Annotated in this window: 20 protein-coding genes; 3 read left to right on the forward strand and 17 right to left on the reverse strand. The window is 62.8% G+C overall.

Features of this window, described 5'->3' with window-relative positions:
- Positions 1-50: 50 nt before the first annotated feature.
- Positions 51-1,139 carry an ABC transporter substrate-binding protein gene (locus tag EDY99_RS17305; RefSeq protein WP_033644933.1) on the reverse strand — a complete coding sequence of 363 codons (1,089 nt, stop codon included), beginning with the start codon at positions 1,137-1,139 and terminating at the stop codon, positions 51-53.
- 569 nt (positions 1,140-1,708) lie between these two features.
- On the opposite strand from EDY99_RS17305, the gene brnQ reads away from it, so the two are divergent.
- Entirely contained in the window at positions 1,709-3,031 is a 1,323-nt protein-coding gene (gene brnQ / locus EDY99_RS17310) for a branched-chain amino acid transport system II carrier protein (protein WP_060660267.1), read from the forward strand.
- Between the two features lie 69 nt (positions 3,032-3,100).
- Here brnQ and tkt read toward each other — a convergent pair whose 3' ends face one another.
- Complete coding sequence (gene tkt / locus EDY99_RS17315; protein ID WP_033632127.1) at positions 3,101-5,095, reverse strand: transketolase; 1,995 nt, start codon at positions 5,093-5,095, stop codon at positions 3,101-3,103.
- A 238-nt stretch (positions 5,096-5,333) separates the two neighbouring features.
- Between tkt and EDY99_RS17320 the strand changes: the two genes are divergently transcribed.
- On the forward strand, positions 5,334-6,086 hold the full coding sequence (locus EDY99_RS17320) for a M48 family metallopeptidase (RefSeq protein ID WP_004937650.1): 753 nt from the start codon (positions 5,334-5,336) through the stop codon (positions 6,084-6,086).
- A gap of 41 nt (positions 6,087-6,127) precedes the next feature.
- On the opposite strand, the gene EDY99_RS17325 is transcribed toward EDY99_RS17320, so the two are convergent.
- The 14 genes from EDY99_RS17325 to EDY99_RS17390 form a co-directional block, all read right to left on the reverse strand.
- Entirely contained in the window at positions 6,128-7,768 is a 1,641-nt protein-coding gene (locus tag EDY99_RS17325) for a thiamine pyrophosphate-binding protein (RefSeq protein WP_033652742.1), read from the reverse strand.
- A gap of 52 nt (positions 7,769-7,820) precedes the next feature.
- A complete protein-coding gene (locus EDY99_RS17330; protein WP_123061958.1) occupies positions 7,821-9,290 on the reverse strand; it encodes an aldehyde dehydrogenase in 1,470 nt (489 codons plus the stop codon).
- Between the two features lie 16 nt (positions 9,291-9,306).
- Entirely contained in the window at positions 9,307-10,101 is a 795-nt protein-coding gene (locus EDY99_RS17335) for an aspartate dehydrogenase (protein ID WP_096242586.1), read from the reverse strand.
- A gap of 15 nt (positions 10,102-10,116) precedes the next feature.
- Complete coding sequence (locus tag EDY99_RS17340; protein ID WP_033644722.1) at positions 10,117-10,911, reverse strand: SDR family oxidoreductase; 795 nt, start codon at positions 10,909-10,911, stop codon at positions 10,117-10,119.
- Positions 10,908-11,726: an alpha/beta fold hydrolase gene (locus tag EDY99_RS17345; RefSeq protein ID WP_101453747.1), complete on the reverse strand. Its 819-nt coding sequence runs from the start codon at positions 11,724-11,726 to the stop codon at positions 10,908-10,910. Before EDY99_RS17345 ends, EDY99_RS17340 begins: the two co-directional genes overlap by 4 nt.
- Positions 11,726-12,250 carry a cupin domain-containing protein gene (locus EDY99_RS17350; RefSeq protein ID WP_004937634.1) on the reverse strand — a complete coding sequence of 175 codons (525 nt, stop codon included), beginning with the start codon at positions 12,248-12,250 and terminating at the stop codon, positions 11,726-11,728. Before EDY99_RS17350 ends, EDY99_RS17345 begins: the two co-directional genes overlap by 1 nt.
- Before the next feature lie 168 nt (positions 12,251-12,418).
- Complete coding sequence (locus EDY99_RS17355) at positions 12,419-13,675, reverse strand: MFS transporter (protein ID WP_033652738.1); 1,257 nt, start codon at positions 13,673-13,675, stop codon at positions 12,419-12,421.
- A gap of 23 nt (positions 13,676-13,698) precedes the next feature.
- Entirely contained in the window at positions 13,699-14,910 is a 1,212-nt protein-coding gene (locus tag EDY99_RS17360) for an NAD(P)/FAD-dependent oxidoreductase (protein WP_123061959.1), read from the reverse strand.
- The gene (locus tag EDY99_RS17365) at positions 14,907-15,848 is read right to left on the reverse strand and encodes a VOC family protein (protein WP_033644717.1); all 942 of its coding nucleotides are present in this window, start codon (positions 15,846-15,848) and stop codon (positions 14,907-14,909) included. The genes EDY99_RS17360 and EDY99_RS17365 overlap by 4 nt, the downstream gene beginning before the upstream one ends.
- Positions 15,849-15,957: 109 nt before the next feature.
- Positions 15,958-16,752 carry an IclR family transcriptional regulator gene (locus tag EDY99_RS17370; protein WP_033639418.1) on the reverse strand — a complete coding sequence of 265 codons (795 nt, stop codon included), beginning with the start codon at positions 16,750-16,752 and terminating at the stop codon, positions 15,958-15,960.
- Positions 16,753-16,789: 37 nt separating this feature from the next.
- Positions 16,790-17,545, reverse strand: a complete 756-nt coding sequence (locus EDY99_RS17375) for an SDR family oxidoreductase (protein ID WP_033644716.1) — start codon at positions 17,543-17,545, stop codon at positions 16,790-16,792.
- On the reverse strand, positions 17,542-18,585 hold the full coding sequence (locus EDY99_RS17380) for an aromatic ring-hydroxylating dioxygenase subunit alpha (RefSeq protein ID WP_033652735.1): 1,044 nt from the start codon (positions 18,583-18,585) through the stop codon (positions 17,542-17,544). Before EDY99_RS17380 ends, EDY99_RS17375 begins: the two co-directional genes overlap by 4 nt.
- A gap of 20 nt (positions 18,586-18,605) precedes the next feature.
- The gene (locus EDY99_RS17385; RefSeq protein WP_019456046.1) at positions 18,606-18,914 is read right to left on the reverse strand and encodes a recombinase-like helix-turn-helix domain-containing protein; all 309 of its coding nucleotides are present in this window, start codon (positions 18,912-18,914) and stop codon (positions 18,606-18,608) included.
- 2 nt (positions 18,915-18,916) lie between these two features.
- The gene (locus tag EDY99_RS17390; RefSeq protein ID WP_004937614.1) at positions 18,917-19,234 is read right to left on the reverse strand and encodes a non-heme iron oxygenase ferredoxin subunit; all 318 of its coding nucleotides are present in this window, start codon (positions 19,232-19,234) and stop codon (positions 18,917-18,919) included.
- Positions 19,235-19,631: 397 nt separating this feature from the next.
- On the opposite strand from EDY99_RS17390, the gene EDY99_RS17395 reads away from it, so the two are divergent.
- Entirely contained in the window at positions 19,632-20,873 is a 1,242-nt protein-coding gene (locus EDY99_RS17395) for an MFS transporter (protein WP_033644712.1), read from the forward strand.
- Positions 20,874-20,989: 116 nt separating this feature from the next.
- Here the strand turns inward: EDY99_RS17395 and EDY99_RS17400 are convergent, their stop codons facing one another.
- Positions 20,990-21,142 (reverse strand): Hok/Gef family protein, encoded by a 153-nt coding sequence (locus EDY99_RS17400; RefSeq protein WP_004937610.1) that lies wholly within the window; start codon positions 21,140-21,142, stop codon positions 20,990-20,992.
- Positions 21,143-21,446 lie beyond the last annotated feature (304 nt).

Genomic DNA, 21,446 nt, shown 5'->3' on the forward strand with positions numbered 1-21,446 from the left:
CCAAAGGGCGCGCGCCTGTACGTCAGGCGCGCGTCCGAATGCAGTCCCTGTTATTTCGCCGCGGCGGCGCGCCATTGTTTGATGTAGTCGAGACGCTTGGCCGGCTGCAGATACTCCAGCAGGCTGTCGTCGACCGGGATCGGCTTGAGCGCGTTGCCCAGCAGCTTGGTCATGCCGTCGATGTCGTTCTTGCCTTCGACATCGTTGCGGATCGAAGGGATATCAGCCTGATTAGCGAGAATATTTTGCCCTTTCTCCGACAGCACGTAGTCGAACCACAGCTTGGCGGCGTTAGGGTGACCGGCTTCTTTGCTGATGAAGCTCACGCGCGACAGCACCAGGGTATAGTCTTTCGGATAGACGATGCCAAGCGACGGATCGCTCTTGGCGCGGGCCTCGGCGTATGAGCCGAGAATATTGAAACCGATCAGGTTTTCACCGGAGGAAACGCGTTCCATCATGGTGCCGGTTGAGGATTGCACCGCCAGCCCGCCCTTGGCCACGTCGGCCAGCGTTTTGAAGTAGTTGGGATCGGCCTTGAAGTCCTGCACCGACAGCATGAAGCCGACGCCGGATTTTTCGATGTCGTAAGTGGTGACTTTCTTCTTGAATTTGTCCGTCTGGCTGGCGATCAGCTTGGCCAACGCCGCGTGCGAATCCGGCACATCGCCCTGCGGGATCAAGCGTTTGTTATAGATGAACACCACCGGCTCATAGGTGGTGCCATACACTTTATCTTGCCATACCGCCCATTTTGGCAGCTGAGCCCGCTCCGGAGAGGCATACTCCTGCGCGTAATCGCCCGCCAGTTTCAAAATGGTGTCCATCGACGAACTCCACACCAGGTCGCCGCTGGTGCCGCCGGCCGCCTGCTCGCTGATGAAGCGGTTATACAGTTCGGTGCTGTTCATGTCGTTGTATTCGACCTTGATGCCCGGATACAACGCCTCAAATCCCTGGATCAGCGGCGCCGCCGCCTTGGTGTCGGTGGTCGAGTAAATCACCACCTTGCCTTCTTTCTTCGCGCCGTCGACCAGTTTCTGATAGTCGGCGGGGTAGCCCGCCGGGAAGGCCGCATAGGCGGAAACGGAGCCCAGTAAGGTGATTGCAGCCACGGTAGCGCTGATTTTTTTCATCATCATCCATCCCCAGATCACATTTAATAAACCAAAAATTAACATACAGTTAATAATTGCGACGAGGCAACGGCGTTGCTTGTTATCTTTCGGTTTTGTGAGGTTGGACGTTTTTCAGTCAATATCCACGCCCGGCGGCGCGGGCTTTGCGGTCATCCGTGTCGCAGACTATTCTGCCAGGCGTGAGCGCCGCAGCAGGCGAATTCGCTGTACGATGGCGCCCCGGCAACGTCAGAACAAAGCCGGCATTCAACCCGCGATATGCCGATCTTTTTCCCCCGTAAACCGGTCGAAGACGGCACGTCTCTTTCAAGCCGCATATCGAAATTCCGCTGTCGATAGACAGGGTGGCGCGCTAACGCGCTGCCGGGCCGGCCGCCATGATCCCTCTGTGTGGCCGGTTCACGCCAGGATAAACAGCGCTGGATTAATCAGGTTTTTGTCGCCGAATTATTATATCCTGCCGGACGAAAATTTTTGCGGGCGTACGCAGCCCCACGCGCCTCCTTCTGCAGCGCTTCATTTCGCAGCCAGGCCGTTTATTTCATGAATACAGGCAGTGCCATACCGTTATGACCAAGAGTTTATCCCCGAAAGACATTATCGCCCTGGGCTTTATGACCTTCGCCCTGTTTGTCGGCGCCGGCAACATCATTTTCCCCCCGCTGGTGGGGCTGCAGTCCGGTGAACATCTGTGGCCGGCCGCACTCGGGTTTATGGTGACCGCCGTCGCTCTGCCGGTGATCGCCGTGATCGCGCTGGCGCGCGTCGGCGGCAGCATCAGCCTGCTGACCGGCCCCATCGGCCGCACCGCCGGCCTGCTGTTGGCGACCGTCTGCTATCTGGCGCTCGGCCCGCTGTTCGCCACCCCGCGAACCGCCAATGTTTCTTTCGCCCTCGGCATCGCGCCCTTCACCGGCGACGGCGCCCTGCCGCAGTTCATCTACAGCCTGCTGTTCTTTACCCTGGCGATGGTTGTGTCGCTGTATCCCGGCCGCTTGCTCGATAACGTCGGCCATATTCTGGCGCCGCTGAAAATTCTGGCGCTGGCCGCGCTCGGCATCGCCGCCCTGGTGTGGCCCGCCGGTGCGCCGGTCTCCGCCGTCGGCAGCTATCAGGCAGCGGCGTTTTCCACCGGCTTCGTGCAGGGTTATCAAACCATGGACACGCTGTCGGCGCTGATGTTCGGCTCGATTATCGTCACCGCCGCCCGCTCGCGCGGCGTCAGCGACAGCGGCCTGCTGCTGCGCTACACCCTGTGGGCCAGCCTGATCGCCGGCGTCGGCCTGACGCTGGTCTATATCTGCATGTTCAAGCTGGGCGCCGGCAGCGGCAGCCTGGTCGGCAGCGGTGCTCAGGATGGCGCGGCAATCCTGCACGCCTATGTGCAGCACACCTTCGGCGATCTGGGCAGCGTCTTTATGGCGGTGCTGATGTTCATCGCTTGCCTGGTGACGGCGGTCGGCATGACCTGCGCCTGCGCGGACTTCTTCTCCCGCTACCTGCCGCTCTCTTATCGCGCGCTGGTGGTCATCCTCGCCCTCTTCGCCATGCTGGTTTCCAACATGGGGCTGGCCAATCTGATCCGCGTCTCACTGCCTGTACTGACGGCGATCTACCCGCCTTGCATCGCGCTGGTGTTGCTCAGCTTCAGCCAGAACCGCTGGCGCAGCGCCAGACGCGTCTTCGCGCCGGTGATCGCTACCAGCCTGGTGTTCGGCCTGGCCGATGGCCTGAAGGCTTCAAGCTTCAGCGGCCTGCTGCCCGCCTGGTTCGATAAGCTGCCGCTGGCCGAGCAGGGTCTGGTCTGGCTGCAGCCTACGCTGTTGGTGCTGTTGCTGGCGGCGGCTTACGACCGGTTGCGCAGCGCCGAAAGCGTCAAGGCCGCGTCGTAATCGCGATTTCCGCCCATAAAAAAAGCCGGTCATGATGACCGGCTTTTTTATCGGCTTGCGCCCGGCGGCTTACTTCAGCAGCGCCTGCGCCTTGGCCACCACGTTGTCCACGGTGAAGCCGAACTCGGCGAACAGCTGCTCCGCCGGCGCCGACTCACCGAAGGTGGTCATGCCCACGATAGCGCCGTTCAGGCCCACGTACTTGTACCAGTAGTCCGCGATACCCGCTTCCACCGCCACGCGCGCCGTTACCGCCGCCGGCAGCACCGACTCGCGGTACGCCGCATCCTGCTTGTCGAACGCGTCGGTCGACGGCATCGACACCACGCGCACCTTGCGGCCCGCCGCGGTCAGTTTGTCCGCCGCCTCCACCGTGATACCCACTTCGGAGCCGGTGGCAATCAGGATAACGTCCGGCGTGCCCGCGCAGTCTTTCAGCACGTAGCCGCCGCGGTACACGTTCGCCAGCTGCTCTGCGGTGCGCGGCTGCTGGGTCAGGTTCTGGCGCGAGAACACCAGCGTGGTCGGGCCGTCGTTGCGCTCGATGCCGTACTGCCACGCCACCGCCGATTCCACCTGGTCACACGGACGCCAGGTGCTCATGTTCGGGGTCACGCGCAGGCTCGCCAGCTGCTCCACCGGCTGGTGGGTCGGGCCGTCTTCGCCCAGACCGATGGAGTCGTGGGTGTAGACGAACACGTTGCGCAGCTTCATCAGCGCCGCCATGCGCACCGCGTTGCGGGCGTATTCCACGAACATCAGGAAGGTCGCCGAGTACGGCAGGAAGCCGCCGTGCAGCGCGATGCCGTTGGTGATGGCGGTCATGCCGAACTCGCGCACGCCGTAATGAATGTAGTTGCCCGCCGGGTCAACGTTCAGCGCTTTCGAACCGGACCACATGGTCAGGTTGCTCGGCGCCAGGTCGGCGGAGCCGCCCAGGAACTCCGGCAGCACCTTGCCGAACGCTTCCAGCGCGTTCTGCGACGCCTTGCGGCTGGCGATGTTGGCCGGGTTGGCCTGCAGTTTTTCCACGAACGCCTTGGCGTCCGCTTTCCAGTCCGCCGGCAGCTCGCCGTTCATGCGGCGCTTGAACTCGGCGGCCAGTTCCGGGAAGGCCCTGGCGTAGGCGGCGAACTTGTCGTTCCAGGCCGCTTCTTTGGCCTGACCGGCTTCCTTGGCGTCCCACTGGGCGTAGATGTCCTGCGGGATTTCAAAGGCGGCGTATTTCCAGCCCAGCGCTTCGCGGGTGGCGGCCACTTCGGCGGCGCCCAGCGCGGCGCCGTGCACGTCATGGGTGCCGGCCTTGTTCGGCGAGCCGAAGCCGATAACGGTCTTGCACATCAGCAGCGATGGCTTGTCGGTCACCTTGCGGGCTTCTTCAATCGCGGCCTTGATGGCGTCCGGGTTGTGGCCGTCGACGTTGCGCACCACGTGCCAACCGTAGGCTTCGAAACGCAGGGCGGTGTCGTCGGTGAACCAGCCGTCGACGTGGCCGTCGATGGAGATGCCGTTGTCATCGTAGAAGGCGGTCAGCTTGCCGAGCTTGAGGGTGCCGGCCAGGGAGCAGACTTCGTGCGAGATGCCTTCCATCATGCAGCCGTCGCCCATGAAGGCGTAGGTGTGGTGGTCGACGATGTCGTGACCTGGGCGGTTGAACTGCGCCGCCAGGGTGCGTTCGGCGATGGCGAAGCCGACGGCGTTGGCGATGCCCTGGCCCAGCGGACCGGTGGTGGTTTCAACGCCCGGGGTGTAGCCGTACTCCGGGTGGCCTGGGGTTTTGGAGTGCAGCTGACGGAAGTTTTCCAGCTCGCGCATCGGCAGGTCGTAGCCGGTGAGGTGCAGGAGGCTGTAAATCAACATGGAGCCGTGGCCGTTGGAGAGCACGAAACGGTCGCGGTCAGCCCAGTGCGGGTTAGTCGGGTTGTGGTTGAGGTAGTCACGCCACAGGACTTCGGCGATGTCCGCCATGCCCATAGGGGCCCCCGGGTGGCCGGAATTTGCTTTTTGTACGGCGTCCATGCTGAGTGCGCGGATGGCGTTGGCAAGCTCTTTACGAGAGGACATGTTTTACTCCAGGTCGGATAAAAAAAGCAGTCAAGTTCCCTATTTTCTCAGACTCCACATCACAACGGCAATCCCTAATGCCAAATGAGAGCGAGTTCACCACTTATTAGCACGATTGGACGCTTTTTCGGAATAACACTATTCTCGCCCCGTCTGGCGTACACTAGGCTCTTGCGGCAAGATAGCCTCAAAGCAAAATGACTCTTTTACCTTGTTACCTTCACAGGAAGATGGCGTTATGAAGATCCGTACCTCTTTGATTGCGTTGGGCATTGCCACCTTGGCAACCGGCTGTCAAAACCTGAATACCGAAACCCTGATGCAGTCCGGCGCGCAGGCGTTCCAGGCGGCGACCCTGAGCAACAACGACGTTAAGGCCCTGAGTGATAAATCCTGCGCCGAGATGGACAGCAAGGCACAAATCGCGCCGGCCGACAGCACCTATGCCAAGCGTCTCAACAAAATCGCTGCGGCGCTGGGCGACAACATCAACGGCACCCCGGCCAACTACAAGGTCTACGTGACCAAAGACGTCAACGCCTGGGCGATGGCCAACGGCTGTATCCGCGTTTACAGCGGCCTGATGGACATCATGAACGACAACGAAGTGGAAGGCGTGCTGGGCCACGAAATGGGCCACGTGGCGCTGGGCCACACCCGCAAAGCGATGCAGGTGGCTTACGGCACCGTGGCGCTGCGCACCGCGGCGTCCTCCGCCGGCGGCGTTATCGGCTCGCTGTCGCAGTCGCAGCTGGCGGACATCGGCGAGAAGCTGGTCAGCGCCCAGTTCTCGCAGAAACAGGAAAGCGAAGCGGATGATTATTCGTTCGATCTGCTGAAAAAGCGCGGCATCGATCCGAACGGCCTGGCCACCAGCTTCGAAAAACTGGCCCAAATGGAAGCCGGCCGTCAGAGCAGCATGTTCGACGATCACCCGTCTTCCCAAGCGCGCGCGCAGCACATTCGCGATCGCATCGCGGCAGAGAAGTAACAACGAGAACGCCCGGCAACCGCCGGGCGTTTTTTATCGTCTCAATACAGCGTCTTCTGCGGCGGCCCGGCGAAGGTCAGCGGCCCGACCTGCTTCATGTCCACCTCGACCACCGACGGCCCCGGGTAGTTGATCGCTTCGGCCAGCACGCCGTTGAACTGCGCCGCCGCCTCGACCTTCCAGGCTTTCAGCCCCATCGCTTCGGCTATTTGAGTAAAGGCCGGCGTATGCAGCTCGTTGTAATACTGGCGCCCGGCGAAATACTTGTCCTGAATGCCGCGCATCACGCCATAACCGCCGTCGTTCATGATCAACAGGGTGATGTTCACCTGTTCCTGCGCCATGGTCGCCAGTTCCCCCAGGCCCAGCGCCAAACCGCCATCGCCCACCAGCCCCACCACCTTGCGCTGCGGGTTGGCGATCGCGGTGCCGATCGCCATCGGCAGCCCCATGCCGATAGCACCGGCCAGCGAGTGAATGTTGCACAGCGGCGAGATCGCGCGGAACAAACGGCTGCCCCAGACGCTGCCGGAAACGGTGATATCGCGCACCAGCAATCCGTCCTGCGGCAGCGCGGCGTCGATGGCGTCGTTGAGTTTGGCGTATTCACCGGACTGCTGACGCAACGCGCTCTCCGCCTGCTGCACCGCCCCCGCGATCTCGGCATCCCACTCGGCGTTGACCTTCTCGCCGGGGCTCAGCCGCGCCGCCAGCGCGGCCAGCAGCGCCGCACAGTCGCCATTGATCTGCTCATCGGCCAGGTAGTTGCGGTTGGCCGCCGCCGGATCGATGTCAATCTGCACCAGCGGGCGCGGCAGCGGCAGCGTCCAGGTGCGGGTTTCATTACTGCGCAACCGTGAACCGGCCACCAGCGTCAGGTCGCACTGCGTCAGGATAGCCTCGATGCTCGGCGAGTTGTGGAACGCCCGCAGGCTGCGCGGATGGCTGTCCGGCAGAATGCCGCGCCCGTGGGTGCTGGAGATCACCGCCACGCCGGCGTCCGCCAGCTTGCGCACTGCATCACCGCAGGCCAACGCGCCGCCGCCCAGCCACAGCAACGGGCGCTTGGCCTGTTTCAGCCGCTGATGCAACCGCTCCACCGCCGCATCGTCCGCCTTCGGCAGCGGCGCCGGCGCCAACGCTTCGGTCAGCACCGAGCGGGAAACCAGGCTGCTTTGGATATCGATCGGGATCTCGACCGCCACCGGGCCGCAGGGCGCGGTTTGCGCATCCAGGATCGCTCGCTGGATCACCGCCACCGCCTGTTCCGGCGAATTGACCCGGTAGGCGCGCTTGGAGCAGGCACGCAGAAAACCGAGCTGATCCCGGGTTTCATGAATAAACCCGGCGTCGGCGTCCAGATAGGCTTTTTCCACCTGGCCGGTGATATGCAACAGCGGCGTGTTGGCGTTAAGCGCTTCAATCATCGCCCCCACCGCGTTGCCCGCGCCGGCGCCGGTGCTGGTCAACGCCACGCCCAGGCCGGAGAAGCGCCCATGCGCATCGGCCATGGTGACCGCGCCCGCTTCGCCGCGCGCCGGCACGAAGCGAATTTTATCGCGCTGCCCCACCGCATCGGCGATCGGCAGATTATGAATCGAAATGATGCCGTACATCGCCGACACCGCGTACTGTTCCAGAGTCCGGGCTATCGCCTCGCCAACCGTGATTTTATCGCTCATCATCTGCCTTCTTAGGGTAGTCGTTATTAGGGTTATGCGTAGAGGTGTCGGCCTAGTCGCTCCAGCGGTTCACCTGATGGCTCAGCGCCAGATACACGCTTTTCTGCTGCATGTAGGCCTTGATGCCGTTCAGGCCCTTTTCGCGGCCCAGCCCGCTTTCTTTGAAACCGCCGAACGGCGTGGAAATCGAGAACGTTTTGTAGGTGTTGACCCAGACGGTGCCGGTTTCCAGCCGCTCCGCCAGCGCCATCGCCCGCGGGAAATCGCGGCTCCAGATGCCGGCCGCCAGGCCGTACACCGAGTCGTTGGCCTGTTCGATCAGCTGTCGCTCGTCGTCGAACGGCAGCGCCACCAGCACCGGCCCGAAGATCTCCTCTTGGCAGACGCGGGCGTCGTTGTTCAAACCTTCAATAATGGTCGGCAGGTAATAGCTGCCGCTCGCCAGTTGCGGATCGGCCGGCGCTTCACCGCCGATGACCACCCGGCCGCCCTCCTGCCGCGCCAGCGCCACGTAGTCCGCCACGCTTTGCCGATGTTTGGCGCTGATCAGCGGGCCGAGATGCACGCCCGGCACCAGCGGGTTGCCGATGCGCAGCCCCGCCGTCAGTTCGGTCAAGCGTGCCAGCAGCGGCTGATACAGCGAACGATGCACGAACAGCCGCGAACCGGCGATGCACGCCTGGCCGGCGGAGCTGAAAATGCCGTAGCAGATGCCGCGCGCCGCCTGCTCCAGATCGGCGTCCTCCAGCACGATGGTCGGCGATTTACCGCCCAGCTCCAGCGAGGTGGGGATCAGCTTGTCGGCGGCGATGTGCGCCAAATGGCGCCCGGTGCTGGTTCCGCCGGTAAAGGCGATCTTTTTCACCAACGGATGGCGTGCCAACGCCTCGCCGATCACCGAACCTTTGCCCGGCAGCACGCTGAGCAGCCCGGCAGGAAGCCCCGCCTGTTCGAACAGCTCGGCCAGCTTCAGCGCCATCAGCGGCGTGGCTTCGGCCGGTTTGAGCACCACCGCGTTGCCCGCCGCCAGCGCCGGCGCCACCTTCTGCATTTCGCTGGCGATCGGTGAGTTCCACGGCGTAATGGCGGCGATCACCCCCATCGGTTGATATTGGCTGAGCGTCATCACTTCGGCGCTGCGCGGGGTCGGCAGCTCGCCCTCCAGCACTTCGCAAGTGGCGGCGAAGTAACGCGCGGTCGCCGCCGCGCTGGCCACCAGCCCGCGGGTCTCCGCCAGCGGCTTGCCGTTGTCGCGCGTCTGCAGCTCAGCCAGCTGTTCCTGCTGCGCCAGGATCAGGTTGCTCACGCGGTAGAGAATTGAGGCGCGTTGGTGCGGCACCAGCCCACGCCATTCCGGCGCGCGCCAGGCCTTTTCCGCCGCCTCAACCGCCTCGTTGACATCCTCGACGTTAGCGGCGCGCAGCCGCGCGTTGACGCTGCCGTCGGCCGGGAATACCGAAGCCATCTCTTCGCCGCGCCCTTCACGCCAGCGCCCGGCGACAAAAATATTCAATCGTTCCATGCTCCGCTCCTGCCGTTCAGGCAATAAAACCGCCGTCCACCAGACGGCGGCAGGCTTGTACCGCGCTCAGCGCCGCCAGGGTTGATGTTTTGGGATTGCTCACCAGCGGGGTGCCGCTCAGCTCGATGTGAAACTCGCCAAAGTCGCCGCACACCTGCAGGCGATGGGTATTGCGTCGGGTGGCGGGATCGACCTGCAGGCGTACCCGAGTGGCGTCCATCCCCAGGCCGTTGAGAGCAATGGTGGCCGCCACGTTGGCGTTGGCCGGGAATAAACGCGCCGCTTCACGCGCCGACCCTTCAAAAAATACCTGCGCTTCGCTCACCGCATCGAGATCTATCAACTGTTCCGCCGGGCTGCCGCGCCAGCTGGCCGGACTTTTGCTGGCCTGATAGGTCACGCTCTCCAGCCCGCCTTCGCGCGCCGACGCCAGCCCGTCCATGCCCGCCACCGCGCCGGACAGCACGATCAGTTGCCCGTGATGGCTGCGGCAGGCCTGCTGCAACCGCTGTTGCAATGCGGCGTCCGCCAGCGCGCCGGTCGAGATCAGCGCCAGCGGCCAGCCGCGCTGCAGCACCGCTTCGCCAAACTCCGCCACCGCCTGCTGGCTGGCGCACTCCAGCACCAGATCCGGCCGCTGCGAACACTGCTCCGGATGGGTCAGTGCCTGCACGCGCCCAGCAAAAGCCTCATCGATCGCCGCATGATGAGCTGCGCGCGCCAGGATCCAGCCGACCTCCACGCCTTCAGGCAAACGGGCGATCACTTCCTTCGCCATCGCGCCATAGCCAATCATCATGATCTTCTTCATCTTTTTCGGCCCCTGTTACACATGGCGGTTAAAGCCGCCGGAAACGTCCAGCGCCGCGCCGGTGGTAAAGGAAGCCAGCGGCGAAGCGAGGAACAGCAGCGCCTGCGCCGGTTCCTGCGGCTTGCCGAGGCGCTTCATCGGGATGCCGCGGCGTTCGGCGATCGCCGCCGTCCACTGCTCCCAGCTTTGATCTTTATCGCTGCGATCGTCGAAACGGCGGCGCCATTGGCCCGACTCCACCATCCCCAGCAAGATCGAGTTAACCCGAATGCCTTTGCCCACCAGCTCTTTCGACAGCGTCAACGTCATATTGAGCAGCGCGGCGCGCGCCGCCGAGGTGGCGATCATGTGTTCTTCCGGCTGCAGCGCCAGCAGCGAGTTCACGCAGGTGATAGACGCGATATCCGATCGTTCCAGCGCCGGTAAAAACGCCTGCACCGGGTTGATCACGCCGAACAGCTTCAGCTCTGCCTCATGCAGCCAGGCTTCGCGCGGCGTCTGGTCAAAGTGGGCGACGAAGCCCTGACCGGCGTTGTTGATCAGCAGATCCACGCCGCCGAAACGCGCCGTCACCTGAGCGGCGAACTGCGCCACCTGCTGCGCATCCAGCACGTCGCAGCGCAGCGCCAGGATCTCCGCCTGCGGGAAGTCCGCGCGCAGGCTGGCCTCCGCGCCGGCCAGTTTGTCCGGATCGCGGCCGCAGAACGCCACCTTCGCCCCTTCGGCCAGCAGCAGTTTCAGGGTTTCGAAACCGATGCCCGATGAGCCGCCGGTCACCACCGCCACCCGATCCTCAAGCTGAAAATTCATCGTTGGATTGCTCCCGTAAAATCCCGCAGATAGCGGTTGAAACACGCCGGCGCATCGAGGTAGCTGGCGTGACCGGCGGCGGCAATCAGGCGCAGCGTCGCGTCTTGCTCACGCGCCAGCTCGGCCGCCTTCTCCGGCGGCGTAATGCGATCCTGTTCACCGCACCAGACTTCCAGAGGGCCGCGATAGCGCGCCAGATAGCGGCCGATATCGTCGTTGGCCAGCATCCAGGCGGCGCTCAGAAAACCGTCGGGATCGAGCTGCTGCATGCCGTTGCGCACCCAGGCGATATCCTGCGGATCCGCCCCTTCACGCAGCAAGGCCGCCGCCCGCTGCTCGCCATAGCCCACCGGCCCCAGCGTCTCTATCATCTGTTGGCGCTGGCCGTACACCTGCCGACGTTTTTCCTCCGGCGCCGTGGCATAGCCCTGCGCCGGATCCGCCAACACCAATCCACATAACCCGTCCGGATAGCCGGCGGCATAGGCGCTGCCGATCAGCGCCCCCAGCGAATGGCCGACGATCAGCGGCTGCGCCAGCTGCAGCTCATCAATCAGCGCCGCCAACGCCGCCGCATAACCGGCGGCATCGGCCTGAGGATCCGCCAACGGCAGGCTGCCGCCGTAGCCCGGCGCATCCCACGCCAACAGACGGCGGCCGTCCGTCAGGCCGCTATCGTTGAGCTGCTTGATCCACGAGGCCGATCCGGAGCTGATGCCGTGCAGCAATACCACCGGCCGCCCCTGCCCGGCCTCGCGCCAGCTCAGGGTATACGCCCCGCAGCGCGCCCGTTGGCGTTGCGCCAGGCCGTTCATCAGTTGCGCTTCACTTTGGACAGCGGGTGATCCGCCGGATAGGTCGGGATCTCCGGCTTGGCGGTGCCGAGCATCACGCACATCAGCGCCTCTTCCTCGCCGTGGTTGAACAGGCCGCGATACACCCCCGCCGGCACCGAGATCAGATCGCGCTCTTTCAGCCTGGTTTCGTAATACTCTTCGCCATCCTGGATCATCAGCGTGATGCTGCCTTTCAGCATGAAGAACACTTCTTCCACGTCGTCGTGCAGGTGCAACGGGCCCTCGCACTTCGACGGCAACACCATGGTGGAGAAGGTGAAATTGCCCGCCGGAATGGTGTTGGCGTCGCTGGCCACGCCGGTGGCGCCGGTGCCGATGTAGCGCATCTGCGCGCGGCGGTATTTCGGGTCGAAATCGGCCTGGAATTTCAGCGCGTTCCAGTCGTATTTGCGGCCTTCAAAACGGGCGATGCGCGACTCCACCCAGTTTTCCATCGACAGATCCTGCGGCTTGACGCCGGCTTTGTTCTCAACCTGAGACATGTTGTCACTCCTCTGTTGAATCAAATGGTTATCCCCTTCGTCTTTCACGCTGTGGCGTTGTTGGCTGCATTCGTTCGCACCAGTCACTTACCGCAGTAAGCTCCTGGAGACTCACGAACTTGCCGCCTAGCCACAGCATGAAATCCATTGGGCTTAGCAATTGTTAATTCAGTACTTTCTCAGCAACGGCAGCAGAATGAGGCAGCCGACGAACGCCATCACCACCAGGAACAGCAGGCCGTTATCCATATTGCCGGTGGCGGCGATCAACGCCCCCATCAGCACCGGCGCCAGCGCGCCGGCAAAATTGCCCAGTCCATTGAAAATGCCGCCGGCGGTGGCGCTGACCTTGCTGCTGGTCGCCTTCGCCAACAACGCGAAAATATTCGGCGCGCCGGCGCCCCACATAAAGGTGCTGAAAGCCATGGCGGCGATCACGCTGTAAGTGCCCTGCAGGTGCAGCACCACCGCCAGGCCAAGGCCGGCGCCGCACAGCGACAGGAAGCAGGCCAGCGCACGCCGATCCAGCTTGTCCGACAGCCAGGCGCCCAGCACTTCACCGAGCAGCATGGCGATGAACGGCAGCGAAGAGAGGTAACCGGCATGTTCCAGATGAATGCCTTTGCCCTTGATCAGATAGCTCGGCAACCAGCCGTTCATGCCCCACAGGTAGGTCAGGAAGGCGATATTGAACAGGCAAATCATCCAGAAATGCGGGCTGCGCAACAGCTCGCGGCGATGCTGTTGGCGTTCGGACACCGCCGGCTTGGCCGCCGCCGCCGGACGCGACACGTTCAGGTGGCGCATGCCGAACAGCACCAGCAACATCACCGGCAGTGTCAGAAACGCCATAAAGAAGAAGGTGGCCTGCCAGTCGAAGGTATTGAGGATGTACAGGGTGACCGGGAAGCCGAGCGCGGCCCCGAGCGGCGTGCCGAGCAGCCACAGCATGGTGGCGCGCGCCTGCAGCTGCGGCGGGAAGGCCTGACGAATAATGGCGTAGGCCATCGGCAGCAGCGGCCCTTCGGCGATGCCGAGCAGAATGCGCAGCGTCATCATGGCGTGATAGGAGCGCACCAGCCCCATCAACACCATCAGCACGCCCCACACCACCATCATGCCAATCAATACTTTGACCGGATTAAGCCGATCGCCGATGCCGCTGAGCAGCATCGAGGAGATGCCGTAGGAGAACAGAAACGCGCTCATCAGCAACCCCAGCCGCGCCGGGTCAAAACCGATGCCCAGCGCCTGCTGAAACTCGGCGTCGGAAAACAGCGCCGCGATGCTGATTTTGTCGAAAAACGCCAGCAGCACGCAGGCGAACAGCGCGATCGGTACCGACCAGCGCACCCGCTGCTGCGGATTTTCGGCAACGGTTTCCCCCGCCCGTCCAGCGCGGGCGTCAATGTCTTGCGTAGTCATAAAACGCTCCCGAGGTTCGGGCGTTATTTCAACGCCATCAAAGAAAACTCCGCATCCGCCAGCTGCTGCGGATCCAGCACCCGGCCGCTCGCCAGCCAACGCTTGCCGAGTTTGATGGTGCGCGCGTCGTTGAACGCCACCATCTGCACCAGTTGCCGATCGGCGTTCAGCGTGAAGAACACCTGCGACTGCGGCGTGCAGCGCACCACATGGTGCACGCCGCCGCTCGGCACGCCGAGGATCTGGATATTGACGTCGTATTGATCCGACCAAAGCCAGGCCACGTCGTCATACGGAGCGGCGAAGGCGTCGAGCATTGCGCAGGCGGTGCTGATGGCCTGATTTTGCGCGTAGGCCCAGGACTGCAGGCACAGGCCGAGCGTCGGGTGGCGCGCCACATCGCCGGCGGCGAAGATTGCCGGATGGCTGGTGCGCCCCTGGCCGTCGACCACGATGCCGGACTCGATAGCCAGCCCGGCGCTGCGCGCCAGTTCGAGATTCAGCTCGACGCCGATCCCCACCACCACCAGATCGAAGGCCTGCGGATCGCTGACTTCGCTGCCGATCCAGGCGGCGCCGTCGCGATCTTCCAGCGAGATCTCGCCGCAGCCGCACAACACCGTCACGCCCTGCCGGCGATGCAGTTCGAGCAACGCCTGTGAGACATCGGCGCCGACGCTGCGCATGCACAGCGCAGGCTGGCGCTCAAACACCGTCACCTCAACGCCGAGACGGCGCGCAGAAGCGGCGATCTCCAGCCCGATCCAACCGCCGCCGACGATCGCCAGGCGACGGCAACTCTGCAGGCCCTGCCGCAACCGGGCCGCATCATCCCAGGAACGCAGCGTCATCACGCGCGGGTGCTGCGCCCAGGCGGCGCCCGGCAAACGCGGCCGCCCGCCGGTGGCGATCAGCAACTGCTCGAACTGCAGCCGTCGCCCGTCGCTGAGCGTGACGATTTGCTGTTCGGCGTCGATAGACTCGGCGCGCAGCGGGCGACGCCAGTCGATGTTCAGCTCCGCCACCGCCTGTTCGCTGAACAGCCGGCTCAGGGGAGCCGCGGCATCCAGCAGCGCCGCTTTCGACAGCGGCGGCCGCTCGTAAAAATCGTAGGGTTCGTCGCTTATCACCGTCAGCCGGCCGCTGTAACCCCGGTCACGCAGCGTCTTGGCCGCCCAACCGCCGGCCTGGCCGCCGCCGACGATGACAATGCCCGCCTGTTCCGGCCGGTTCATAACGCCTCCGCCTTTTTATGCTGGCGGCGCGTATCGTGATCGATGCCGCCTTCTACCGCCCATTCGGTGAAGGAGACCAGCGAATGTTCCAGCTCGCGCGGCTGCCAGTTTTCCGTCAGATAATCGTCGTTGGTGTAGTACTCGAACGCGCCGCCGGTCGGGCTGTTGACGTACCAGAAATACGCCGAGGAAATCGGGTGGCGGCCAGGGCCGATGAAGGTGCTCCACTGCTCTTTGTTCATGGCGATGCCGCCGCCGATCACTTCATGGATATCGCGCACGGTGAACGCCACATGGTTCAGGCCGCGTGGGCGGTTAGGCAGCTTCAGCAGGAACAGATTATGGTGGCCGCCGCGCGCCTGGGTGCGCAGGAAGACGGCGCGATCGATATAGCGATCGGAAACCTGGAAATCCAACAGCTCGCGGTAGAAACGCTCGGTCGCCGCCAGATCGTCAACGAAGAACACCACGTGGCCGATATTGATCGGCTGCGCCTGCGAGTAGACCGGGCTGGGTTGATCGATGCGGCGCACGTCGCCCCACTGGTTGATCGGCGTGACCGGCACTTCGACCGCCTGCTGGCGGCTGACGACGAAGCGCAGCGTCATGCCGTTGGGATCGCGGCATTCCAGCTCTTCCCCCACCTGACGAAAGCCGGGCATCAACGCCAAACGCGGCTGCAGACGCGCCAGATCCGCGGGCGATGCCACGCCCCAGGTCATGCGGCGCAGGGTGGAACCGCCTTCAAACGCCGCAGGCAGCGCCGCGCTTTGCAACGGGTGCAGAACGACCCGCGCCCCGCTCAGGGTAGTGAATTCGCGCTGCGGTTCGCCCCAATGTTGCGTGGCGGGCTGCAGGCCAAAGTCATGCATGAATTTTTCGCAGGTTGGCAGATCTTCGACGCCAAACTCCAGTTTTTCGATTCCGATTACGCTCATTGCTCAGCCTCACGTTCTCGCTGTATACGGTTTTCAGGCATGACTGAACCCCGGCCCCTGTTTGCTGTGGGCCTTATCCCTGCCTGAGTGAAAGAGTCGGTCCTGTCGGTTAGCCGACGTTGGCCTGCGGCGGCGCGCCGAGGAAGCCGGAAATTTTCTCCGCCGCATCGCGCACTTCCATGCGCAGCCGCTCGCGATCCGCTTTCGGGATCTCATCGGACGGCACCATGATGCTGACCACCGCCTCGACCCGCTGCTCACGGTTGAAGATCGGGTAGACGATCGAGGAGATGCCGTGGCGGAAGAATGATTCGCCGATCACATAGCCGCGCGCCTTGTCTTGCTGCACCATCTGCCACAGCGTTTCGCGATCCGCCGGGGTGCCCGGCGCGTTGCCCGGCAGCTGCTCGTCCGGATAGAGTTGTTCGAACTCGCTGCGGGTGGCGCTGGTCAACAACATGCGGCCGAGCGAGGTTTGGTGCACCGGCAAACGGGTGCCGACGCTGACCTGATTGATCTGAGAACCGGCGGCGCTGACGCGGGCGATATAGATCACGTCGCGCCCGTCGCGGATCGCCAGATGGCTGCTGCACTGGCTGCGATCGCGCAGCTGTTCGATCACCGGCTGGCCGGCCTGCGCGACGTCCAGCGACGCGATGTATTCAAAGCCGAGACGCAGCACCTTGATGCCCAGCGCGAAGGTATTGGTGCGCGGATTGCGCTCCAGAAAGCCCAGGTGCTCGAGCGTCTGCACCACGCGGTAGGCGGTGGCCTTCGGCATATCAACCAGGCGATGCAACTCGGCAAAGGTCATTTCCTTATGCTGCTCGCCAAACGCCAGCAGCAACTGCAATCCGCGATCCAGTCCCGGGATCAGATACTTACATGCTTGCTCGTCCGCCATCTCTCGCTCCTGCGCTGTGCGCCTGCCCTGCGGGCCGTCAGTTGAATACGAAGCCGCCGTTGACCGGCAGCAGTTGGCCGGTGACGAAATCCGCCAACGGCGACAGCAGATAAAGCACCGTGCCGTTCACATCGTCCGGATGCTGCGCCCCGGCCAGCGCGCGCCCCTGTTCATACAGCTGATGGCGCTCGGCGGGCACATACTCGGTGGCTTCCACCCGCGTCAGGCCCGGCGCAATAGCGTTGACGCAGATGCCCTGCGGGCCCAGCTCGCGCGCCATCGAACGGGTCATTGCAATCACCGCGCCTTTGCTGGCGACATAGGCCATCAGGCGCGGCGCGCCCCACAGCGCGGTGTCCGACGCCACGTTGACGATCTTGGCGTGCGGGTTGCGCGCCAGCAGCGGCACTGCCGCCTGGCTCACCAACCAGGTGCCGCGCACGTTGACCTGCATTACCCGATCCCACAGATCGATGTCGTATTCCATCATGGTTTTACCGCCGACGCCGGTCGCCAGCGCCGCGTTGTTCACCAGCCCGTCGATCCCGCCGCCTGTGGCGATCTTCTCGAACGCCGAACGGATCGAATCCGGTGAGGCCAGATCGATGATTTGCGTTTCCACCTGAGCGCCCTGCTCGCGCAGCGCGGCGCCGCTCGCCGCCAGCTCATCCGCCAAAATGTCGCACATCACCACCTGCGCGCCGGCAGCGGCAATGGCGGCGGCGAAGCTGTAGCCCAGACCGCGCGCCGCGCCGGTGACCACGATGCGCTTGCCGTTCAGCAGGCCGTTCACTGCGCCGCCTCCCGCTCGCGCAGCGTCGCCAGCTGTTTCTGCGCCTCTTTCTGCATCAGGCGGCGCAGGCGCGACAGACCGACGTCGTGCTGGTACAGGTATTCGCGGCCACGGGCGTTAGGCGCCATGTTTTCAAGCACGATGCGATCCTGCTCGAGGACGTCCCAATGCAATGATTCCAGGCGATTGCGATACATGAAGCGCCACATGTCGCGCTGCCAGTCTTTGACCTTACGGATGCGCCAGAAGAATACCCGGCAGTGATCCTTGTCTTCCGGCACCACCATGCCGATGATCCAGAAGTGGCCGCCCGGCCCGAAACGTTTTTTGTACGGGATCGACAGACGCATCCAATACGCGCCGCTGTTGCCGAACTCCACCCAGTCGAAGTTGACGCCGATCTGGCCGTTTTTCTTGAAGATAAACCCGCTGTCGGTCGGCTCCAGCCCCATGTCCGCCTTGCGATCCCCTTCCGCCATCGAGTGCGAGGAAGAGTGCAGGTAGGTGCCGTGCATCGGATCCATCACGTTTTCCAGGGCGTATTGGTAGTTGCAGTTCCAACTGGCGGTACACAAGAAGTGGCTGTACGACGCTTCGTCCGCCAGCTCTTGCGGGAAAGTCAGCTCCGCCGGCGCTTCATCCGCCGTCACGCCAAAATAGAGGAACACCGCGCCGTAGGCTTCTTTGGCCGGGTAAGCGCGCAGGCATTTTTGCCCCACCAGCGGGCAGCGATCCACCGCCGGCACGTCTTTCACCGTCCCGTCGCCGCCGACTTCCACCCCGTGATACCAACAGGCGATGCGATCGCCGAGGTTCCACCCCATGGAAAGCCGCGCGCCGCGGTGCGGGCAGCGATCTTCCAACGCGTGTATCTGGCCTTCACCGTCGCGCCACACCACGATTTGTTGCTCAAGGCGGGTGATGCCGACCGGGTTGTTGCCTACTTCCCAACTGGCCAGCACCGGATACCACATGCCGCGCAGCCCCTGGTCAAGATAGTCCTGCAAGCTCTGTTCGGAGGATGTTGTGTTTGCTGTCATTGTCTTCTCCCGGGTGTCGATCAGAAACCGTTAACGTGAAGGAATTCGCGGAACGTCGCCTCATTCCACGGCTGGCCGCTGCGATCGAACAGGCGGCGCTGATTCAACGCGCTGACGATCTGTTCCAGCTCTTCCGCGCCCTGATCGAAAATCGTTTCCAGCGCCGCCACCAGCGCGGTTTCGAAACCGTCCGGCACCCGGGCACGGTTTTGCCACACAACGTTGCGGAACTGGCCCGGCTGATGGATTTGACCGTTGCCGCCTTCGCGGGCCGGCGTCACCTGTTGGGTGTCCGGCAGCCAGGGATTGAAATCGGTGATGTGCTGCATGATTACTCCTCCGCGATAAAGGTGATCTGGATTTGGTTGTCGACCACCCGGGTGGGATAGGTTTGCAGATCGCGGCCGCCCGGCTCGCGCAGACACTGGCCGGTGCGTACGTCAAACAGCGCTTCGTGCAGCGGGCACTCAACCTTGCCGTCGTCTACAAACCCCTGGCTGAGCAAGGCGTAAGCATGCGGACAGACGTCTTCCAGCGCATAGTAGTTACCGTCGAGCAGGTAAACCCCGATCTCTTTGCCTTCCACTTTGCCGGAGAAAGGAAAATCTTCTTTCACCTGAGACACTTCGCACACATTCTTCCAGCTCATTGCTTTTATCCTCTATCTGATTGTTTCATATATGAAACTCAGTTTCTTATTTAATACAGTCACTATAAGTCTGGCGAAACTTTCGTCAAGCGAGCGGCGCGGCAAATGTTAATGAAAGGTTGTTTAAAAATGACAAATGCGGGAAGGATCACGAAATAATGCACCGATATGAAAAACCTATGTCAGTTGTGCGCTCTTCAGCTAATTTATGGCAAAAATTGCGTTGATCCTGGCGGCGCATTGCGCGTAAAAGAGTGCTCTCGCTGTCTTTTATACCCAATTTTATAACAATAAATTTACATAAATCGGCCTCATCCCCGCGTTTGCGCGTAATGGCATCCGCAGGTGAGTTTACTGCTGCCTGAATTCGTCAACCGCTCGCACTGAGGAACGCGCCGTGCAACAACGTCAACGCTGGTTTGGGGTGATTGCCCTGTTGTTTCTGATCGTTATCGCCTATGCGGATCGGGTTAATATCGCCGTGATGTTGGTCAATCCCGACTTCCTGCAACACTTTCAACTCGGCGGTGACCGCGCCCATCAGGGCACGCTGATGACGGTGTTTTTACTCGGTTACGGCCTGTCCGCCATGTTGCTGACACCGTTTCTGGAAACGCTGATGGGTTACCGCCGCGCGCTGACGCTGAGCGTCGTGCTGTGGGCGCTGTTCACCGCCGCGTCGCCGCTGGCGGGATCGCTGCTGTTGCTGTGCGCGGTGCGCGCGCTGCTTGGCGTCAGCGAAGGACCGCTGTTCTCGCTCAAGACCATGTACATCAGCGATCATTTCGCCGCCGACGAACGCGGCAAACCCAACGCGGTCAGCGCGCTGGGCGTCTCGTTGGGGCTGGTGATCGGCTTTCCGCTGGTGAGTTTTCTGATGGCGCACTTCGGGTGGGCGATGTCGTTTCACCTGCTGGCGCTGCTCAACCTGCTGTTGGGCCTGGCGCTGGTGCGGCTGTTCGTTCATCCGCTAGCCTTACCCTCATCTTCACGCCCCGCCGATCCTCAGCCGGTGTTGAGCCGCGTCTGGCATACCTTCGCGCTGGCCTGGCGCACGCCGATGCTCGGTTGGATCCTGCTGATCGAGATCGCCACGCTCAGCTATCTGTGGGGGTCCAGCGCCTGGTTGCCGGCCTACCTGACCGATGAAAAAGGATTCTCCATCAAGCAGATGGGGTGGATGGCCGCACTGCCTTTCATCGTCAGCATCGCCTCAAAATACCTCGGCGGCGTGCTGCTCGATCGTATCCGCCCCTATCAGGCGCCGCTGATCTTCGTCTTTGGCGGCGCGGCGACCGCGCTGTGCATCTATGGCGTAATGAACAGCCATCAGCTTGGCTGGATCGCGTTCTTCCTGCTGGCGGCCAACGCCTGTTGGGGCGCGCAAGGCGCGGCGATCCCCACGCTGCTGCAGCATTATGCGCGGCCGGAGGCGGTCGGCAGCGCCTATGGGCTGATCAACGGCATCGGCAATCTGTTCTCGGCGTTCGTGCCGATGGCGATGGGCATGGTGATGGCCAGCCAGGGCAAGGTATCCTCGGGCTTTGCGGTACTGATCGCCTCGCAGCTGCTGACGCTGCTGGCGGGCGGCGCACTGTTTGGCCGCATGTTGCTGGCGCGCCAGGTGAAGCGGGCATAGCCTGTTCCCGCACCGTTGTGGCAGAGGCAGAGAAAGCCAATGGCCTTGAGAGGGTGCTCATGGATCTGGACGCCAACAACCAGCAGACGGGGGACATCCCCCGTCGCCGGGTTGCCTTACCGTTCGGATTCGTAAGCCAAAATGGCCGCAACCTCCGTAGTGCCCGATCGGATCCGCAGCTCGCACAGCGTGCTACGGGTTATCCATGCCAGTGATATTACCGTGGCACAAATAACCACCAGTTTTAACAGGCTCCGTTTGTTCGGCATCATGCCTTCTTCTCCTTGCCTCGCGGCGGGTAAGAGGCTAACTTAACGTTGCTGGCGTTAGAGTAGGCCTCGGGTTGATGAATATCGACTCGGGGCTTTTCTCTTTGTACCTTTCACGCAGGCTCTAGATACAAAGATCCAGAGCACCCGCCCGCAGTATATTCATCCTCCCCGTTATCCCGGTTCCTTTTTACTGACTCCGTTTCATTTCTGCGCAAAATTGCGCAAAGGCGTTGCAACAGACTGAAAATCGCCGCACGGATGGCGACAAATGAAATAAAAAAAGCGGCCCCCATACGATGGG

The organism is Serratia sp. LS-1, assembly GCF_003719595.1.
Classification (GTDB): domain Bacteria; phylum Pseudomonadota; class Gammaproteobacteria; order Enterobacterales; family Enterobacteriaceae; genus Serratia; species Serratia ureilytica.

Excerpts from the sequence above, each read along its gene's own strand:
- EDY99_RS17305 (WP_033644933.1), bottom strand. The coding sequence starts at position 1,139 with ATGATGAAAAAAATCAGCGCTACCGTGGCTGCAATCACCTTACTGGGC.
- brnQ (WP_060660267.1), top strand. The coding sequence starts at position 1,709 with ATGACCAAGAGTTTATCCCCGAAAGACATTATCGCCCTGGGCTTTATG.
- tkt (WP_033632127.1), bottom strand. The coding sequence starts at position 5,095 with ATGTCCTCTCGTAAAGAGCTTGCCAACGCCATCCGCGCACTCAGCATG.
- EDY99_RS17320 (WP_004937650.1), top strand. The coding sequence starts at position 5,334 with ATGAAGATCCGTACCTCTTTGATTGCGTTGGGCATTGCCACCTTGGCA.
- EDY99_RS17325 (WP_033652742.1), bottom strand. The coding sequence starts at position 7,768 with ATGAGCGATAAAATCACGGTTGGCGAGGCGATAGCCCGGACTCTGGAA.
- EDY99_RS17330 (WP_123061958.1), bottom strand. The coding sequence starts at position 9,290 with ATGGAACGATTGAATATTTTTGTCGCCGGGCGCTGGCGTGAAGGGCGC.
- EDY99_RS17335 (WP_096242586.1), bottom strand. The coding sequence starts at position 10,101 with ATGAAGAAGATCATGATGATTGGCTATGGCGCGATGGCGAAGGAAGTG.
- EDY99_RS17340 (WP_033644722.1), bottom strand. The coding sequence starts at position 10,911 with ATGAATTTTCAGCTTGAGGATCGGGTGGCGGTGGTGACCGGCGGCTCA.
- EDY99_RS17345 (WP_101453747.1), bottom strand. The coding sequence starts at position 11,726 with ATGAACGGCCTGGCGCAACGCCAACGGGCGCGCTGCGGGGCGTATACC.
- EDY99_RS17350 (WP_004937634.1), bottom strand. The coding sequence starts at position 12,250 with ATGTCTCAGGTTGAGAACAAAGCCGGCGTCAAGCCGCAGGATCTGTCG.
- EDY99_RS17355 (WP_033652738.1), bottom strand. The coding sequence starts at position 13,675 with ATGACTACGCAAGACATTGACGCCCGCGCTGGACGGGCGGGGGAAACC.
- EDY99_RS17360 (WP_123061959.1), bottom strand. The coding sequence starts at position 14,910 with ATGAACCGGCCGGAACAGGCGGGCATTGTCATCGTCGGCGGCGGCCAG.
- EDY99_RS17365 (WP_033644717.1), bottom strand. The coding sequence starts at position 15,848 with ATGAGCGTAATCGGAATCGAAAAACTGGAGTTTGGCGTCGAAGATCTG.
- EDY99_RS17370 (WP_033639418.1), bottom strand. The coding sequence starts at position 16,752 with ATGGCGGACGAGCAAGCATGTAAGTATCTGATCCCGGGACTGGATCGC.
- EDY99_RS17380 (WP_033652735.1), bottom strand. The coding sequence starts at position 18,585 with ATGACAGCAAACACAACATCCTCCGAACAGAGCTTGCAGGACTATCTT.
- EDY99_RS17385 (WP_019456046.1), bottom strand. The coding sequence starts at position 18,914 with ATGCAGCACATCACCGATTTCAATCCCTGGCTGCCGGACACCCAACAG.
- EDY99_RS17390 (WP_004937614.1), bottom strand. The coding sequence starts at position 19,234 with ATGAGCTGGAAGAATGTGTGCGAAGTGTCTCAGGTGAAAGAAGATTTT.
- EDY99_RS17400 (WP_004937610.1), bottom strand. The coding sequence starts at position 21,142 with ATGCCGAACAAACGGAGCCTGTTAAAACTGGTGGTTATTTGTGCCACG.